Source organism: Streptomyces sp. NPDC004732 (assembly GCF_040609235.1).
Taxonomy (GTDB): domain Bacteria; phylum Actinomycetota; class Actinomycetes; order Streptomycetales; family Streptomycetaceae; genus Streptomyces.
The window spans coordinates 172,065-188,837 of record NZ_JBEXJR010000009.1 but is presented as its reverse complement, the minus strand read 5'-3'; the positions used below and the strand labels follow the sequence as shown (position 1 = coordinate 188,837).

At 71.9% G+C, this 16,773-nt stretch carries 13 protein-coding genes; 8 read left to right on the top strand and 5 right to left on the bottom strand.

Features of this window, described 5'->3' with window-relative positions:
* The first annotated feature begins 33 nt into the window (after positions 1–33).
* The 8 genes from ABZV77_RS27455 (at position 34) to ABZV77_RS27420 (ending at position 6,681) form a co-directional block, all read left to right on the top strand.
* Positions 34–702, top strand: a complete 669-nt coding sequence (locus ABZV77_RS27455; RefSeq protein ID WP_356262059.1) for an HAD family hydrolase — start codon at positions 34–36, stop codon at positions 700–702.
* A 171-nt stretch (positions 703–873) separates the two neighbouring features.
* Positions 874–1,215: a hypothetical protein gene (locus ABZV77_RS27450; protein ID WP_356262056.1), complete on the top strand. Its 342-nt coding sequence runs from the start codon at positions 874–876 to the stop codon at positions 1,213–1,215.
* Between the two features lie 6 nt (positions 1,216–1,221).
* Entirely contained in the window at positions 1,222–1,611 is a 390-nt protein-coding gene (locus ABZV77_RS27445; protein ID WP_356262054.1) for a hypothetical protein, read from the top strand.
* Positions 1,612–2,027: 416 nt separating this feature from the next.
* On the top strand, positions 2,028–2,354 hold the full coding sequence (locus tag ABZV77_RS27440; RefSeq protein ID WP_356262052.1) for an HNH endonuclease: 327 nt from the start codon (positions 2,028–2,030) through the stop codon (positions 2,352–2,354).
* Positions 2,326–2,868, top strand: coding sequence for a DUF4265 domain-containing protein (locus tag ABZV77_RS27435; RefSeq protein WP_356262049.1), 543 nt, complete (start codon positions 2,326–2,328; stop codon positions 2,866–2,868). Before ABZV77_RS27440 ends, ABZV77_RS27435 begins: the two co-directional genes overlap by 29 nt.
* Positions 2,869–3,455: 587 nt before the next feature.
* Complete coding sequence (locus ABZV77_RS27430) at positions 3,456–3,860, top strand: helix-turn-helix transcriptional regulator (protein WP_356262046.1); 405 nt, start codon at positions 3,456–3,458, stop codon at positions 3,858–3,860.
* A 43-nt stretch (positions 3,861–3,903) separates the two neighbouring features.
* Positions 3,904–4,707: a molybdate ABC transporter substrate-binding protein gene (gene modA, locus ABZV77_RS27425; protein ID WP_356262043.1), complete on the top strand. Its 804-nt coding sequence runs from the start codon at positions 3,904–3,906 to the stop codon at positions 4,705–4,707.
* A gap of 6 nt (positions 4,708–4,713) precedes the next feature.
* Positions 4,714–6,681 carry an ABC transporter permease gene (locus ABZV77_RS27420; RefSeq protein ID WP_356262041.1) on the top strand — a complete coding sequence of 656 codons (1,968 nt, stop codon included), beginning with the start codon at positions 4,714–4,716 and terminating at the stop codon, positions 6,679–6,681.
* Between the two features lie 64 nt (positions 6,682–6,745).
* On the opposite strand, the gene ABZV77_RS27415 is transcribed toward ABZV77_RS27420, so the two are convergent.
* From ABZV77_RS27415 to ABZV77_RS27395, 5 genes are all read right to left on the bottom strand, one after another.
* A complete protein-coding gene (locus tag ABZV77_RS27415) occupies positions 6,746–8,401 on the bottom strand; it encodes a GAF domain-containing protein (RefSeq protein ID WP_356262700.1) in 1,656 nt (551 codons plus the stop codon).
* Between the two features lie 73 nt (positions 8,402–8,474).
* The gene (locus tag ABZV77_RS27410; RefSeq protein WP_356262038.1) at positions 8,475–9,512 is read right to left on the bottom strand and encodes a rod shape-determining protein; all 1,038 of its coding nucleotides are present in this window, start codon (positions 9,510–9,512) and stop codon (positions 8,475–8,477) included.
* A gap of 236 nt (positions 9,513–9,748) precedes the next feature.
* On the bottom strand, positions 9,749–13,855 hold the full coding sequence (locus tag ABZV77_RS27405; RefSeq protein WP_356262035.1) for an SAV_2336 N-terminal domain-related protein: 4,107 nt from the start codon (positions 13,853–13,855) through the stop codon (positions 9,749–9,751).
* The gene (locus tag ABZV77_RS27400; RefSeq protein ID WP_356262032.1) at positions 13,845–14,942 is read right to left on the bottom strand and encodes a MoxR family ATPase; all 1,098 of its coding nucleotides are present in this window, start codon (positions 14,940–14,942) and stop codon (positions 13,845–13,847) included. The genes ABZV77_RS27405 and ABZV77_RS27400 overlap by 11 nt, the downstream gene beginning before the upstream one ends.
* 26 nt (positions 14,943–14,968) lie before the next feature.
* Complete coding sequence (locus ABZV77_RS27395; RefSeq protein ID WP_356262030.1) at positions 14,969–16,666, bottom strand: trypsin-like peptidase domain-containing protein; 1,698 nt, start codon at positions 16,664–16,666, stop codon at positions 14,969–14,971.
* Positions 16,667–16,773 lie beyond the last annotated feature (107 nt).

Sequence of the window (16,773 nt, the reverse complement as noted above, 5' to 3'; positions counted from 1 at the left end):
GGGACATGGGAATCCAGCGAGGGAGGGGACGCCGTGGCGAAGCTGGTGCTGTGGGACATCGACCACACGCTGATGGCCATGCGCGGACTCGGCGGTGAGCTGTGGGCCGCTGCGTTCGAGGAGGTGACGGGCGTGCCTCTGCGCGAGCAGGCATCGGTGACTGGGTCGACGGAGCGTGTGATCCTGCGCGAGACGGCGCGGCTCCACGACATCCCTTTCAGCGACGACCTGTTCACGCGGTTCGCTGACGCGCTCGGTGCTGTGCACCTGCAGCGGGCGGCCGAAGTGCGCGAGCGGGGGCACGCGTTGCCCGGGGCCGCCACCGTCCTGGCAGCGCTCGACAAGCGCGGGGTCCGGCAGTCGGTGGTGACCGGCAACGTGCGTGGCGTGGCCGAGGTCAAGCTCGCGATGTTTGGCCTCGATACGTACCTCCGCCTGGACGACGGCGCCTACGGGGAGGACGGCGAGGAGCGGCCCGAGCTGCTCCGCGCGGCGCTGGCTCGCGCAGACGTACCGGCCGTGGACGCCGTGTTCCTCGGGGACACTCCTGCTGATGTGGCGGGCGGGCGCGATGCCGGGGTGCGGGTGGTGGCGGTCGCCACGGGCAGGACGACGCGGGCCGAGCTTCAGGGGGCTGGGGCCGAGGTCGTGCTCGACGAGCTCGCCGACACGGGGCGGGTCCTCGACGCGATCGGGGCATGACGACAGGCCCCCTTCCGCCTGAGGTGCATTTCAGGGGGCTTGTGCCACACGTACTGCAGTCGGGTTGGGGTCCAACGCCTCGGCTTTTGGCGTCCGTTCGGGGGCGGGGCGGGGTTGTGGCCGGGGTAGCACCTTCACGTCGGTATACCACCGAATCTGACTGTTGCTGATGTGCACACGTACTATGTGCTGGCGGGGGCCACACCAGTACTCGTTCACAATTCCGGGCCGTGCGGAATTTCGACCCGTCACGAGAAGGCCGGTGATATCGGCAATTATACTGATGGGCAGAAGACCCGGGATCCGGCGTCGCAGTGGTATCACGAGGAATTGAGTAATGACGAGCTCCTGGACGGGATCAACAATCCTGGCGACGGAGACGGAATCCTCGTCTCGCGTGACGGCAAGATTCTTGGAGGACATCATCGCAAGGATGAACTCCGAAGAAGGATTCAGGACGGACGCATCGACCCGGATACGGAAATACGCGTTGATGTCTACGATCCGGAGTAGTGCCTGATGGCTCTGATTCATTCAACTGACCCTGACTTTCGGGTATGCCAGATCAGCTTCGAAACGCTGTTGGCGATCCAGCTGGAGGCGGAGGAGCGATCCTGGGCAACTCGGTGGTCCTCGGTGGACGCGCTCCGCAGTCAGGTCAAGGATGGCGCTGTCGTCCTCCAAGCACTGATGCGGGAGGAGCGAGAGGGTGCTGTGCGGGCGTATAGGTGCCTCGTGTTGTTCTCGTCCGCAGACGGCAAGGACGCTGGCGGAATTACCACGATCGATCTTGACCCGGCAAGGTTCGAATCGTTGGAACGGCTTGATCGTGACCCGGATGTCCGGAAGGCTCTTGTCCGAATGTTCTCCCTTGCGACAGGTGGGATTTCGATGCTCTCGAAGCAGTGATAGGTTCCGAGGACTTCTGCGTTTGAACCTCTCCAACTCGATGTCGAGTTGGTCAGTTCAATGGAACTCGGGGATTCGAAATCTCAATCGGAGTCTCATTCTTAAAGGGTCTCTGAATTGAAGAATCTTGACACACGGAGATTCTTCACTGTGGCCCGAACACCTCTGGGGCCCGCTGATGTTCAGCGGGCCCCAGAGGCGTTTGATTGCAACGGTGACGGCAACGTCAGCGGACGACGGCTGCGGTGGGCGGGTCGTCCGGGGCGTCGGTCGGGCCGAGGATGCTGCCGAGGGTGTCGTGGAAGCGGATCGTCCGGAGTCCCGCGCTGTGGAGGAGGCGGCGGGTTGCGAAAAAGCAGGTCGAAGGCTTCGCTTAGCACACGCTCTATGCGCTGGCGGGTGCCACGCCGGTCCTGGTGCACAACTGCAACAGAGCTGGTTTGGATTTCACTGACGCCGAGAGACAGAAGGATTATGACGCCAACGCGAAGAAGAACGGTGGCAGTTACAGGTGTGACTATTGCAAGCAGAAGGTGGAGCGACGGGGATCGCAAGACGCTAACGGAAATTCCATCCCGGGAAGGCCTGACGATGCCCAGATCGACCACATAGAGCCGAAGGCCAGCGGCGGGCATGGTGGTGCGCATAATGGTGCCGTTGCTTGTCGTCGATGCAACAGGGATAAGTCTACGAAGACGATAGAAGAGTGGGACGATGAACTCAGAGACTTCCTCGGCCCATAGTGGCGATGAGTCGGTATCGGTGGATAAGCCTGACAGGTTGTACAAGGTAGCCTTCGATCTCCCCGGTGAGGTTGCTGATTGGGCCCAGGCCTCTTCGGAGCGGCTCTGGACTGGGAAGACCTCGGTGCAGATGGAAGTCGAGGTTCGGAACACTCCCTTTTACGTTAAGGGAGTCGCCTATGGGGATATTGTGCGGGTCAGGCCCGATCACGAGCGCAGGGAGCTCGTGTTCGAGGAGTTCGTGTCGGAGGGTGGGCATTCGACGGTGCGGGTCATCATCAGAGCTGAGGGCGCGAGGGGCGTGGTTGACGACGTTCTCCGCAGCTTCGAATGCTCTTGGGAGATTGATGCGACGGGGTACTTGTGGGCAATCGATGTGCCGCCGAATGTTGATTATGCATCAATGAGAGTTGCCCTCCTTCGTGTTGCCGGTGAAGGGGAAATTGGCATTGAAGAAGGTGCTCTTGCCAGGGCTCGACGCGATGAGCTCGGATTGTCGGAGTTCGATCGTTAATTGGGTTCGAGGGAGGCCCTGACGGATTCCGGTGGGGCTTCCTGGGCGTTGGTGGAACGGTGACGGCAACGTCACCGGACGACGGTTGCTGCGGGTGCGGTGTCAGGACTGGCACCGGCCGTGATGCCGATGTGGGCGCTTGGCCGAGGAGTTCCTTGAACGCGACGTGGTCGCCTCCTGCTCCCGGGGGAAGCAGATCTATCGCAGGAGTTTCGATCGCTGAGATTGCCGGGTGTGTTTGGTGGTGACGTCCGGGTTGTGGGGCAACTCGAGAAGTTCAGGCCACTAGGGCGGGCAGGACCGGCTACTTGGCGATGTTCCACGCCCTGAGCGCCGCGTCGTCCGCGCTGATTCGCGATCACGCTCAGGCGCGAGACGAGGGTCAGCAGTGTGGGGAAGGGGCTGGACCCCGTAGTGGGGGCGGTCGGTCGGGTGGGCAGGGCGGTTCGGGGCGCCTATGCGTGCTCGCCGCTGCCCGCGTCGCGGGTTGGAGGTTCCTCCAGGGAGTGGGGCGCGTAGGCGCATCTGCGGTGGATATCCCTATCAACTTTTACAAATGCGAGCCGATCGCGCTTATCTTGTCGCATATGCAGTCCTACACAATCGGGCAGGCCGCCCGTCTGCTCGGGGTCAGTCCCGACACCGCGCGCCGTTGGGCGGACGCCGGTCGGGTCGCCACTCATCGCGACGAGGCCGGGCGGCGGCTCATCGACGGGCGGGATCTTGCCGCCTTCTCCGTCGAGGTCGGGCAGGGCGGTGGTGCGGGTGTGGGGGACGAGGACGTTCCGTACACCTCCGCTCGCAATGCCTTTCCCGGCATCGTCACCGCCGTGAAGCTCGGTGACGTCGCCGCGCAGGTGGAGATCCAGGCCGGGCCGCACCGGCTGGTCTCCCTGCTGACCCGCGAGGCGGTGGAGGAGCTCGGCCTTGAGGTCGGGGTCGAGGCCACCGCACGGGTCAAGTCCACCAGCGTTCACATCGATCGTGCCTGAGCGCGTCGCATTTCTGTGTTCTTCGTCCGCTAGGAGCCGTGCCATGTCCCCGAAGTTCTCCGCTCGCCCCGTCCGCCGTACCGCCGCCGCTGTCGCCACCGCCGCGCTGCTCCTGCCGCTCGCCGCCTGCGGCAGTGACGATGACAGTGACGGGAAGAAGGACGGCGCGAGTGGGAGTAAGGACGTGAGTCTTACCGTTCTTGCTGCCTCCTCCCTCACCGACGTCTTCGCCACCGCCGAGAAGGCGTACGAGAAGGAGCACCCGGGGACGAAGATCACTGTCTCCGCCGCCGGGTCCCAGGAGCTTGCCGCTCAGGTCAAGCAGGGGGCGCCCGCCGATGTGCTCGTCACTGCCGACACCAAGACCATGGACGGGCTGAAGGGGGAGACCGGCAAGCCCACCGTCATCGCCAAGAACCGGCTCGTCATCGCCACCCGCGAGGGCAATCCGGAGAAGGTCAAGGGGTTGAAGGACCTTGCCGACAGCAAGTTGAAGGTCGTTCTCGCCGATGACACCGTGCCCGTCGGGCGGTACAGCAAGCAGGTCCTCGACAAGCAGGGCGTCAAGGTGAAGCCGGTCTCCAAGGAGGCCAACGTGCGGTCCGTGCTCAGCAAGGTCGAGCTCGGTGAGGCCGATGCGGGCATCGTCTACAAGACCGATGCCGCCACCGCCACCGACAAGGTCGACGCCGTCGAGATCCCCGACGCGCAGAACGCCGTCGCCTCCTACCCCGCCGCGACCCTCAAGGGCTCCGAGAACGGCGACGCGGCCGCCGCGTTCGTGAAGTGGCTCAGCACGCCGGAGGCGCAGAAGATGCTGCGGGACGCCGGATTCCAGAAGCCGTAGCCCCTGATGGCCCGGCTCGGTTCCAGTTCTCGGCCCCGCGTGCGCTCCCGTGCGCCGCTCACGCTGGCCGTCCCCGCCCTGCTCGCCGTCGCGTTCCTGTTGATGCCGCTCGTCGGCATTCTCGCCCGGACCGAGTGGGGCGACCTCGGGAGTCATCTGACGACTCCCGGGGTCACCCAGGCCCTGAAGCTCTCGCTGCTCGTGTCCTTCTGGGCGCTCGGGCTCTCGCTCGTGCTCGGGGTGCCGTTGGCCTGGCTGCTGGCCCGGGTGGAGTTCCGGGGGAAGGCGCTCGTCCGGTCCCTCGTGCTCCTGCCCATGGTGCTGCCGCCGACCGTCGGCGGTGTCGCGCTGCTCCTCGGATTCGGGCGGCGCGGGCTGCTCGGGCCCTGGCTGGAGGACACCTTCGGGGTCGTGCTGCCCTTCCACACGTCGGGGGCCGTCGTCGCCGCGACGTTCGTGGCCATGCCGTTCCTCGTCATCAGCCTGGAGGGGGCGCTGGGCGGGCTGCGGCCCGGCTTCGAAGAGACCGCCGCGTCGCTCGGGGCGTCTCCAGTACGGGTGTTCCTCACCGTCACCCTGCCCATGGTCGCCCCCGGGCTCGCCGCGGGTGCCGCGCTGACCTGGGCGCGGGCGCTCGGCGAGTTCGGGGCCACCATCACCTTCGCGGGCAACCTGCCGGGGACCACGCAGACCCTGCCGCTCCAGGTGTATCTGCTCCTCCAGGATTCCCCGGAGGCCGCGACCTCCCTGTCGCTGCTGCTCCTCGCCATCGCGATGGCCGTGCTCGTGGGGCTGCGGGGGCGGTGGACGGCCGGGGCGGGGGTCTCTGTGAGGGGGCGGGGGCCCGTCACGGACGAGGCGGCGGCGGACGGTGACGATTCCCGGGGGTCGACCGAGCCGGTCGGCAAGGAATCCGATCGGGCCGTTCCCTCGGAGAAGTGGGCCCTGCACGCCGACGTCACCGGCTACAACCAGCTCACCCTCGACGCCGGACCCGGCACCACCATCGCCGTCGTCGGGCCCAACGGCGCGGGCAAGACCACGCTCCTGCGCGCCCTCCTCGGCCTCACCCCGCGCGCCCACGCGCTGCTGCGGCTCGGCGAGCACGACGTCACCGCCCTGCCGCCGCACCGGCGCGGGGTCGCCTGGGTGCCCCAGGAAGGCGCGCTCTTCCCGCACCTGAACGCGCTCGGCAACACCGCGTACGGACTCCGCGCGCAGGGCGTCCGGCGCGCCGAGGCCCGCCGCGACGCGCAGGCGTGGCTCGACCGGCTCGGCGTCGGACACCTCGCCCACCGCAAGCCCGCCCAGCTCTCCGGCGGGCAGGCCCAGCGGGTCGCGCTGGCCCGCGCGCTGGCCGCCCGCCCCCGGCTGCTGCTCCTCGACGAACCGCTCGCCGCCCTCGACCAGACCACCCGCGCCCACGTCCGGCACACCCTGCGCCGCCACCTCGACGGGTTCGGCGGCGTCTGCCTCGTCGTCACGCACGACCCCGTCGAGGCCGTCTCGCTGGCGGACCGGGTCCTCGTACTCGCCGAAGGGCGTACGTTGCAGGACGCGCCGCCCACGGAGGTCACCCGGCACCCGCGTTCGCCCTGGGTGGCCCGCATGCTCGGCCGCAACGCCTGGCCCGGCACCGCGACCGCCGATGGGACGCTCGCGCTGGCGGGGGAGGGGCGCCTGGTCGTCGCCGATCCGCTGGAGGAGGGCGCGCGGGCCCTCGCGGTCATCGCGCCGGAGGCCGTGTCCGTGCACTGCGAGAAGCCGGCGGGCAGTCCCCGCAACGTGTGGCCGGGGACCGTCCGTGAGATCACCACCGCCGGTAGTCGGCTGCGGGTTCTCGTCACCTCGGTCGAAGCGCCCGACCTGGTCGCCGAGATCACGCCCCAGGCGGCCGTGGAGCTCGGGCTCGTGGAGGGGGCCGAGGTGTGGACGAGCGTGAAGGCCACGGAGGTGTCGGTGGTGGCGCTTTGAGGGGGCCAGAGGGTCCGTTTGAGGGGGCCGGAGGGTCCGTAGGGCGGGGCCGCGGGACGCAGCGCTACAGCGGCGCCTGCCACGTCGCCGTCGTTCCCGCCTCCACGCCGTCCGTGTCCCCGTCGTCGTACACCGTCAGCCGCACGCCCGGGCGGCCGTCCGGCAGCGTCGCCCGCGCGTCGATCGCGACGTCGACGCGCGTGACGCCGGTGCGGCGCGACGCCGCGGCCAGGGCCCGGCGCAGGGCGGCGAGCAGATGGCCCGCCGCCGGGTCCGTGACCTGGGCGTCGACGGCACCGGCGAAGTGCACCGACGGCTGGATGCCGAGGACCGCGGCCGCGCCCGCCGTCTCGCGCAGGACCTTGCCGCGGAACGTGGCGGGGGCGTCGGCGGGCGGCTGCTGGAGCGCGAAGATGGCCGTGCGGACCTCCTGGATGGTGGACTCCAGCTCGTCGACGGCGTGGTCCAGCGTGGACTCGACCTTGGTCGACTGAGCCCTGCGGCGCGTCGACTCCAGCATCATGCCGGTCGCGAAGAGGCGCTGGACCACGAGGTCGTGCAGGTCGCGGGCGATGCGGTCGCGGTCCTCGAAGACCGCGAGACGCTCTCGGCTCTGCTGGGCGTCGGCCAGGACCAGGGCCAGCGCGGCCTGCGAGGCGAACTGCGTGGCGAGCAGGCGTTCGGCCGAGGTGTAGGCGGGCGCGCCGCGCCTGCGGGGCAGCGCGAGCGTGCCGATCAGCCGACCGGCGGCCTGCAGCGGCAGCATCATGCTGGGGCCGAAGCGGGCGCGTACGTGCGTCGTCATCCGGGGGTCGGTCGCCGAGTCGTCGATGTACACCGGTTCGCCGCCGAGGAGTTGGGTGAGGACCGCGCTCCCTGGCTCGATGGTGGTGCCGATGAGGTCGGTGTGGGGGGTTGGGGAGGCCTCATGGGTGTGGGTGTGGGTGTGGGTGTGGGTGTGGGGGTGCGGGTGCGGGTGGGTCTGCGGAGTCTGCCGGGGCGCTTCGGTGCGGGCCGCTTCAGTCGCAGGGCCTGGGGGACGCGCCGCCCCTTCGCCGGGCCCGCGCCTGCCTCCCGACGCCCCCCACCCGTGCGGCTCCCCGTCCGTCGCGGCCGCGACGATCCGCATGCCGCCCGCCTCCGTGGGCTGCAGGACCACGCCCGCCGCCGCGCCCGCGAGGATCCGCGCCCGGTCCGCCACCGTCATCAACGCGTCGGCCGCCGCCTCGCCGGTGAGCAGGGCCGTGGTGACCGCCGCCGCGCCCTCGATCCAGCGCTCCCGCTGCCGGGCCGCCTCGAACAGGCGGGCGTTGCCGATCGCGATGCCCGCCTGGCTCGCCAGGACCTTCAGAAGCTGCCGGTCCTCGTCGGTGAAGGGGCCGCCCCGGGCCTTCTCGGCGAGCAGCAGGGTGCCGAACGGGTCGTCGAGGACGTGGATCGGTACGTCGATGACGGTGCCGTCCGCGTTCGGGCGCACGCGCGGCACGCCGTCGGGGAAGCGCCCGGGGCCGCCCGCCACGAACACCTCGGCCGGACCCTCGTGACCTGGGGCGTCGACGCCGAGCGTGCCGAGTCCCGCCCCGGTCAGCCGGGCCGCGCTGTCCACGATGTGCTGCAGCGTGGCCCGGAGTTCGAGGTCCGTGCCGACGCTCAGGACCGCCTCCAGGATCGGCTGCATCGAGGGCTGCGGTGCGGCGTCCGCTCCTTCGGGCATCGGCATCTCGGTCACGTACGACGTACTCCATGGTCGGTGGAGACAGGTGCTGCCTCTCGGCCGGGCCGGTCGGGTCGGGTCAGCCGGACAGCGGAGCCAGCGCCAGCGGTTGGATCTTGCCCTCAAGCATCGCACCGAGCCCCAGCACAGCGCACACATCCGGCCGTTCCGCGATATGTACGGGCATACCGGTCGCGTCCCGCAGCATCTGGTCGAGGCCCGGGAGCAGCGCGCTGCCGCCGACCATCATGATTCCGCGGTCCGCGAGGTCGGCCACCAGGTCCGGCGGGCAGTCGCGCAGCACCTTGCCGATGCCGTCCAGGACGGCGGTCAGCGGCGTGTGGATGGCGTCGCGGACGGCGGCCGTGTCCACCTGGACGGAGCGGGCCAGGCCTGTCGCGACGTCCCTGCCGTGGATCTCGGTCGACTCCGGGCCGTGCGGGGTGAGGCCGTTGCCGCTCAGGGCGAGCTGGAGGGGGCGTACGGACTGGGAGGGCAGCATCAGTTCGTGGTGGTGGCGCAGGTGCTGCACGATCGCGTGGTCGATGGCCTCGCCGCCGACGGGGATGCGTTCCGCGGTCACGATCGAGCCGAGGGAGAGGACCGCGACCTGTGTGGTGGCGGCGCCGCAGACGAGGATCATCGTCGCCTCGGGGCGCTCCACCGGGAGGCCGCAGCCGACGGCTGCCGCGATGAGGGTGTCCACCAGTTCCACGCGGCGGGCCCCGAGCCCGACCATCGTCTCGACGGCGGCGCGCTGGGCCAGCGGGTCCGCGTCGTGCGGCGTGCAGGCGGCGGCGCGCAGCCGGGGCTTGCGGCGCAGGGTGCGGCGGAGCTTCTCGCCGAGCAGATGACGCAGCATGCGCTGGGCCATCTCGATGTCGACGACGGTGCCGCCGGAGACGGGGCGGACCACCCGGATGTAGCCGGGCGTACGGCCCGTCATCTGCTCGGCGAACTGGCCGACCGCGATGAGCGCGCCCGTCCGCGTGTTGATGGCGGCGGCGCTCGGCTGGTCGACGACCAGGCCCGCGCCCTTCACGAACACCCGGGTCCTCGCGGCTCCCAGGTCGACGGCGATGTGGCAGCGGCGCAACTGCTCCAGACTGACGGTCATGGCAGATCCTCCCGAGAGCGCAGACCGTACGGACCGTCGGACGGCGGTCCTGTCTCGCATCGTGCGGCGGCCGCGCGCGGCCCGCGCGTTGAGCTGAGCCGGGCGGGGTGCCGCCGCACGGGTGGTGTTGACGGCGTCGCAGGCGGTGCGGTGGTTCGCGCGAACAGTGCGGTGGTTCCAGTGGACCCGGAGGGGTTGCTACCGAAAAGGCGCATACTCGCCGATCTGACGGGGTTTCATCCGCCCCCTCGTGCTCCGTCCCCTCGTGCTCCGCCCCCTCGTGCCTCCGCGCGGACGATGTCGACGAACGCGCGCACGGAGTCGACCGTGCGGGAGACGCCGACGGACCGGAGACCCTCCGCGGACGACCGGTCGGGGGCGTGGCCGACGAAGGGGACGCCCAGACTCCGGGCGGCGACCGCCTCGTGCGGGGACGCCCCGAGCATCAGGCAGCGGTCCGGTGCCACGGCGAGCTGCCGCAGCGCCCGGTTCAGGCAGTCCGCGTCCGGCATCAGGCGCGCGAGGTCCGCGGTGCGGCCGTGGATTCCGCCGCGGGGGGCGGGGAGGCCGTGCGCGTCGAGGTACTTCGACACGGCCTGGTGGGAGGTGTCGGTGACGATCGCGACAGGGTGGTCCGTGAGGAGCGTGCGGAGCGCGTCGCTCTGGGCCAGGGGTTTCGCGGCGGCCGCGCGCTCCGTCTCCAGAGTGGTGAGGCGTGCGTGCAGCTCGGCGGCGTACTCCTGGTGATGGGCGAGCGCGCGCAGGACGTCCGAGGGATGGGTGAGGTGCCCGCTCGGCACGACGCTGCTGTCCGAGTTCAGGAGCGGTACGCCGGACAGCGCGTCGTCGAGGCGCCGGTACTCGCTGACCACGGAGAGGAGGGAGAGGGCGGCCGCACGTGCCGCCCTGCCCCGGAAGAGGTGGGTGAAGACGCCGTCGAAGCCGAGCAGGACCGGTGTGCTGGGCGTGGTGGTGGGCGGTGCTGCCGTGATGCGGCCGTACCAGTGGCTGATGTCGGGCACCCGCTCGAATGTGGGGGCGCCGGGCAACTCCTGGAGGCCGAGGCTCGGGAACAGCGCGTCCGGTACGGCGATCACGGCGCCCTCTTCACGGTCGAACAGGTCCCGCAGTCCTTCGGGGAACCGTGGCGAGAAGGCCGTCGGGCCGGGGGCTTGCGCGACCGTGACGGCGAGGGCCAGGTGCGGCAGGTCCGTGAGGAGGGCGGGGAGCCCTTTCAGGAGGGCCGGGAGGAGTTGCACAGGGTGGGCCTCGGGGGCGACGGCCACCTGCCAGCCCAGGGCGACCGGCTGGAACGTGTACCGCTCAAGACCGCTGTGGGCCAGCAGGCCGGAGAGCCGTTGGCCCAGCTGCTCCTTGAGCGCGTCGGACCGGTCGCCGGGCTCGACGCACTCGAAAGCCACGACGGTGTGCTGCGGTTCTCCGCCCACGACGGAGTCCACGCGCAGCAGACGCTTCAGGAGCCGGTTGATGTCCGCCCGCGCCCGAGCCGCGGCCGGTCCCGGCACCCCGTCCAGAGGCTTTCCGCGCCACAGCGCGAGGGCCTCCCGCGCCAGGTCGCGGGCGGTTTCCAGGTCCCCCGACTCCTGTGCCGCAGCTGCCTCGTCGGCCAGCTGTACGCAGCGGAACAGGTCTACGGAGTCGACGCCCGGAAGGCGGAGGGAGTAGCCGTCGGACTGCTCGGACAGCGGCAGCTCCATCACGTCGCGGATGTGGGTCAGGCAGGCGTCCAGGAGGGAGAGGGTGGGGTCGGCGCGGTCGGCCCCCCACAGGCCCTCCGCCAGCTCCGCGTACGAGAGGGGGCGGCCCTCGTGGAGCAGCAGCATGGAGAGCACCGCCCGGCACTCCGGCGTGCCCGTCGGCACGGGGCTGCCGTCCCGGAGGACCGTGAGTGGGCCCAGCAGGGAGCAGGTGACCTCCGGCATCGGAGACGATGCGAGGTCCAACAGCTGTGCAGCACCTTGGCGTTGGCGGTCGACCCGGCCGGATTCGAGGTCGAGGACGGCCGATTCCAGGGCCGTCAGGACCTCTTCCGGGAGGATGCCGGGGCGTACGGGGCCCGGCGCCCGGCCCACCGGCCTCGTCGCCGAACCCGTGTACGTCTCGTGGACGAGGCGCCCCAGCGCCAGCAGATCGGCCCGCCGGGTCGCCGGGCTGTACGGAGTGAGGGTGAAGCCGCACAGGACCGGGCCGCGCTCCGTCGGGACGCGCACCTGCTCCGCCGAGACGGCGCCGTGCGCAAGCCCTTGGGCGTGCAGGGCCAGGACCGCGTCCGCCAGGGCCGGGACCACCTGCAGCAGAGCCAATCCGGGGAGGCCCTCCGGGTGTCCGAGAAGCACCTCGTCCAGATTGCGGCCCGGCACGAACTCCATGACCAGGTAGGGGATTTCGCCGCCGGAGCCCTCTTCGCCGTCCACGCCGTGGTCACGGACGGCGGCCACGTGCGCGTGCCGGAACCGTTCGAGCCGGGCCGCCTCGTCCGCGAACGAGGCGCGCAGCCGGTCCGACGCCGCCAGGAACCGCTGCACCACCACGAGCCCGCCCTCGTCGGCGAGATCGTCCGCGAGCCACACGCCGGGGCTCCGGCCGATCTGTGCCACACCCCGGTAGCGCCCGCCCAGCAGGTGGTCCCGTTCCCCGCCGAGCTGCCGGACGCTCTCGCGGGTCACGGTCGCGAACGCCCCGTCCGTGCCGGGCTCCGCCCCCTCGCCCCCGGGGCCCGGCACATGGGCCACCGCCCGCAGCTCGCCGGGCGCGACGCCCGCCCTGTCGTCGATCAACCCGCCCACCTGGGCGAGGAGTTCACGGGTCCGCCCGCGTGCCGTGCGCGGCAGGCTGCGCAGCAGCAGCTCGCGTACGCCGTCCCGGAAGGCGTACACGCCCGGCGGGCCCTCCAGGGACTCGGCGAGCATGCCGCTGAGGATCACCTCGGCGAGGTGCTGGGGACGCGGGTGCCTCTCGACCGCCCGGTGGACAAGGCGCATGACCGTCAACTGCGGCTCGCCCAGCGCGAGATGACCGGCCAGCCGGAACGCCTCGGGCGATGCGGTCGAGCGGAAGCGCAGCACGAGCTCCTCGGCGGTGAGCCGGGTGATGTCCTCGCGGGGCGGGGTGCCCGCATCCGGCGCGGGGGTCAGCGGCGACAGCGGCGGTGTCGGCGTCAGCCAGGCGACCGAGCCGGGGACCCGGGCCCCGCCCGGGTCGGTGACGAGCGCCGCCCAGTTCGCCAGCCAGTTCGCCGCCGGTTCCAGGACGGGCAGGGGCAGCGCGCCCTCGGGCCGCGGCGATTCGAGGGGGTCGTATGGGGTGAACGTGAGGGTGGCTGAAGGGGCCGCGGGGTGCGGTGCGGAGAGCAGGCCGGGAGTGGTCGGCAGGGCGGTGGTGCGCCACAGCCACTCGGGGAGCGGCTGGACGACGGCCAGCGGCGTACGTGCCGCCCAGCGGCGCAGCGTGCGGTACCAGCGGACGGCGCCCGCGCCCTCGCGCCATTGGGGGCCCATGCAGTCGCTGACCACCAGGACGACGGTGCGCCCGTCGGCGGGCACGGATGCCGCACGGGCCGGGACCGTGCCGTCGGGCGCCGCGCGGTGCAGCTCGACCGTGCGGAACACGCCGGACTGGGCCAGCGCGGTGTGCAGCTCCCGTACGAGCGGCCGCCACATCGGCATCGTGGCGCCGCCGTCGTGCACGACGCAGAGCCGGAGCCAGCGCTCCGGGGACGGTTCGAGGACCGGCAGCCAGCCTTGCGGGCGTCCGCCGAGGAGGGCGATGCGGTGGGCGGTGGCCTCCTCGTCCAGGAACCGTTTGGTGGGCGAGGGGACGTACCGCTTGAGCGGGCGCACCGCTCGTTGCAGCGCGAGCGGGTGGGCGATCATCGGCGGGACGGGTACGTGCACGGGGACGCGGCGGACGCCCGGTGCGGGCGGGCGCGGTGCGGGTGCGCGTGGTGTCCCGTGGTTGCCGGGCGGGGGTTCCGGAGGGCGGGGCTTGCGGAGCGGGCGGGGCGGGAGGTGCAGCGGGACGCGGTCGTCGGCGGGGCGCGGCGCGTCGGCGTCCTGGTCTGGGGCCGTGTCGTCGGGGCCGGGTTCGGGTGCGGGGTCGGGGAGTGGGGTGGGTGAGGGCGGCTCCGTTGCGCGGGGCTCGGCCTGGCGAGGGTCCGGGGCCGGGGCAGGGTCCGGGTCCGGCGGTGCAGGCAAGTGGGACGCCAGCCACAGGAGTTCCGCCAGCTCGGTGGGCGTGAGACGGCGCGAGCCGCCCGACACGTCGGCCAGCAGCCCGGCGAGGTGGGCGACCTCGCCGGGGCGCGGGGGCCGGTCAGACGGCATCGCGGCCGGTGTCGGCGGACGCCGACAGATAGGGCATCAGCTGCTGTGCCAGTACGTCCCGCGAGGCGGCGTCGAGGTCCGCGGCGCCGGTCAGGTAGATGGCGTTGAGCAGCTGGTCGGTGGCGAGTTCGCCGCCGTTGCCGCGTTCCAGGAAGCGGGTGATGAGGCCGCGGGCGTAGGCGTCGGGCTCGCCGAGGTGGGCGCGGACGATCTCTTCCAGATGCTCGTCGCGCGGCTGGCGCAGGCGCAGGGTGACGCAGCGGCGCAGGAAGGCGGGCGGGAACTCGCGCTCGCCGTTGCTGGTGAGGACGACGAAGGGGAAGGCGCGGCACCGCACCCGGCCCTTGGTGACCGTGACCGGGGTGTCCGTGCCGTCGGTCAGGAGGGTCGCCAGCGGGGTGCGCTTGGCGACCCGCAGCAGTTCGGGGATCTCGTACTGGCCCTCCTCCAGGATGTTCAGGAGGTCGTTGGGGAGGTCGAGGTCGCTCTTGTCGATCTCGTCGATGAGGAGGGCGCGGGGGCGTGCGTAGGGCAGGAGGGCGGTGCCCAGGGGGCCGAGCCGCAGGTGGTCGGCGACGCCCGCGCGGTCCGCGGGGGGCGCGGCCTCGCCGGGGGTGTGCGGGGTGTGAGGGGTACGAGGGGCAACCGGTGCGCCCGGTGCGTGCGGGCGGGGCCGGGCGTCGTCCCGTGCGGCCCGCCCCGCCGCGTACAGCCGGGACAGCGGGTCGTACTGGTAGAGCGCGTCGTGCAGGGTGCTGCGGCTGGTGATGTTCCAGCGCAGCACCGGGCCGAGCCGCAGCTCCCTGGCGACCGCGTACGCGAGGCTCGACTTGCCGCTGCCGGGCGGGCCCGTGACCAGCAGCGGACGCCTCAAATAGAGGGCCGCGTTGACGAGTTGGACCGCCTCGTCGGTGGCGCGGTAGGTGCGGGCCCGGTGGGCGCGGTCGGGGGAGGTGGTGGCTCCGTCGTCCGCCGGGGTCTCCAGGGCGGGGCCGCCGTCGAAGGCGCGCCAGGGCGGGGGCGGCGGCAGGTCGGCGATGCCGTCGTGGGGCGCTGTCCTGCCGGTGTAGACGGGCCACTTGCTCATGCGGGGTCTCCGTGGGGTGCGGGCGCTCAGCGGGTGACGGGGGAGAGTTGCGGGGCGGCGGCCGCGTCGGGCAGGCAGCGGGGGTCGTCCCACAGGAGCTGTACGTCCCTGGCCCAGTGCCGGTCGGGGGCGTCGGACGCCTCGGCGCTCTCGCGCAGGTCGAGGACGTGGCGGGGCAGTTCGGCGGGGGGCAGGCCGTCCAGGTACGCGGCGAGCCCGTCCAGGAATTCCCTTCCCGCGCAGGCCTCCGCAGGGTCGTGGTCGCCGCACTCGCAGCCGGTGCGCGGCCACACCAGGATGGGCGCGGGCGCGTTCAGCGAGGCCTCGAAGTGGGGCCGGACGCGGGCCGCGGTCGGGGCCGCGGCGAACCCGGCCAGGTCCGCCTCGTCGCGGCGGAGCAGGAAGCGGAGCCTGCCCGGCTTCTCGACGGTGCCGCACTCGACGCGGTGCAGCGTCGCCGACGCCCTGTCGCCGAGCCGCTCCCACTTGCGGGCGAGCTGATGCCGCAGGCCGCCGGTCCGGCGGGAGCGTTCGGTCACGACGAGCGGGTAGTGGCAGCCGAGCGGTGTCGGGTCGGTGGCGCTGCGCTGCCAGTTCGCGACGGGCCAGTTGAGCCACTCGCGGGGCAGCGCGAAGGCGATCAACTCGTCCGAGCCCGGCGGGACGTGGCAGAACGCCTTGTCGATGTGCTCCTGGACGTGGGCCCGCAGCTCGCTCCTGTGCAGGGTGCGCGAGTCGACCGGGTGGCGGCGGCCCTCGCGGTGGGCGGAGACCGTCACGAGGACCTGGTCGGCGTCGCCGCCGCTGTGCTCGATCTCGATGAGGATCGGGACCCAGTCGGGGCCGGACGCCGAACGGGGCGCGTCGGCGGGCCGTGGCGGGGCGTCGAGCAGCGCGGCGAGCCGGTCGGCGAAGCGGGTCGCGGCGGCCGGCTCCGCGACCTCCCACAGCAGGTACCAGGCGGCGGCCCACAGCGACTCGAAACCGCCCTCGGGAACCGGCGGGCCGAACGGGCCCGCGGCGTCCAGGTACAGCCGCTCGGGGTTGCGGGCGAACTCGGTGTCGGCGGCCTTTCCGACCAGTTCGCGCAGGCGCTCCGCGGTCGCCGGGGAGTGGTCCGGCGTGCGGACCAGTTCGGCGAGGCCCGGCCAGTAGCGGCACATGACGGAGGTGGGCAGCATCCGGCCGCTGAGGTTGTCGGGCGAGCCGTCCGCCGCCGCCAGCATGCCGACGACCCGCCCCGTGTCGGCGAGGGCCACTGCCGCGCCGCTGAACCCCGGCGCGAGGCGCTGCCCGTGGGCGCTCCACGCTTCCAGGTGGATCCACTCGTCCGCGATCAACTGGGCTGCGGGGGCCCGGTACTCGACGATCGTGCCCTCGTCGTACCCCTGGGGGAAGCCGTACACGATCAGGCGCGGTCGCGGATTGCCGTACGCGTCCTCGGGCGCCGCGAACTCGGCGGGGGCGACCCGCACCGGGCGGTCCAGTTCGAGGACCGCTAGGTCGCCCGGGTCGTCGTGGCGGCCCTGCCAGCCGCCGTGGCCGGTCACCGTGGCGCGGACCGGGGTGAGCTTCCTGTGCTGCGGGAAGGTGACGGTGACGGGGTGGCTGTCGCTGTCGCGGACGACGTGGGCGCAGGTGAGCACGCGCCGCTCGGATACGAGGAAGCCCGCGCCGACCTCGCCGCCGCAGTCGATGCGGGCGTGCCAGGAGACGTTCTTCATAAGGCCTCACCGCACGACGAACTGCCCATGGTGCGCACCCCCGTTGAGCCAGTCCGGCCACCGCGATCCGGACGCCCGGTTCCGGCTCCCGTATTGTCGCGGACGGC

What these genes read in the sequence shown, in the direction of transcription:
- ABZV77_RS27445 (WP_356262054.1), top strand. Translation starts at nt 1,222, where the DNA reads ATGGCTCTGATTCATTCAACTGACCCTGACTTTCGGGTATGCCAGATC.
- ABZV77_RS27435 (WP_356262049.1), top strand. Translation starts at nt 2,326, where the DNA reads ATGAACTCAGAGACTTCCTCGGCCCATAGTGGCGATGAGTCGGTATCG.
- ABZV77_RS27430 (WP_356262046.1), top strand. Translation starts at nt 3,456, where the DNA reads ATGCAGTCCTACACAATCGGGCAGGCCGCCCGTCTGCTCGGGGTCAGT.
- modA (WP_356262043.1), top strand. Translation starts at nt 3,904, where the DNA reads ATGTCCCCGAAGTTCTCCGCTCGCCCCGTCCGCCGTACCGCCGCCGCT.
- ABZV77_RS27420 (WP_356262041.1), top strand. Translation starts at nt 4,714, where the DNA reads ATGGCCCGGCTCGGTTCCAGTTCTCGGCCCCGCGTGCGCTCCCGTGCG.
- ABZV77_RS27415 (WP_356262700.1), bottom strand. Translation starts at nt 8,401, where the DNA reads ATGCCGATGCCCGAAGGAGCGGACGCCGCACCGCAGCCCTCGATGCAG.
- ABZV77_RS27410 (WP_356262038.1), bottom strand. Translation starts at nt 9,512, where the DNA reads ATGACCGTCAGTCTGGAGCAGTTGCGCCGCTGCCACATCGCCGTCGAC.
- ABZV77_RS27405 (WP_356262035.1), bottom strand. Translation starts at nt 13,855, where the DNA reads ATGCCGTCTGACCGGCCCCCGCGCCCCGGCGAGGTCGCCCACCTCGCC.
- ABZV77_RS27400 (WP_356262032.1), bottom strand. Translation starts at nt 14,942, where the DNA reads ATGAGCAAGTGGCCCGTCTACACCGGCAGGACAGCGCCCCACGACGGC.
- ABZV77_RS27395 (WP_356262030.1), bottom strand. Translation starts at nt 16,666, where the DNA reads ATGAAGAACGTCTCCTGGCACGCCCGCATCGACTGCGGCGGCGAGGTC.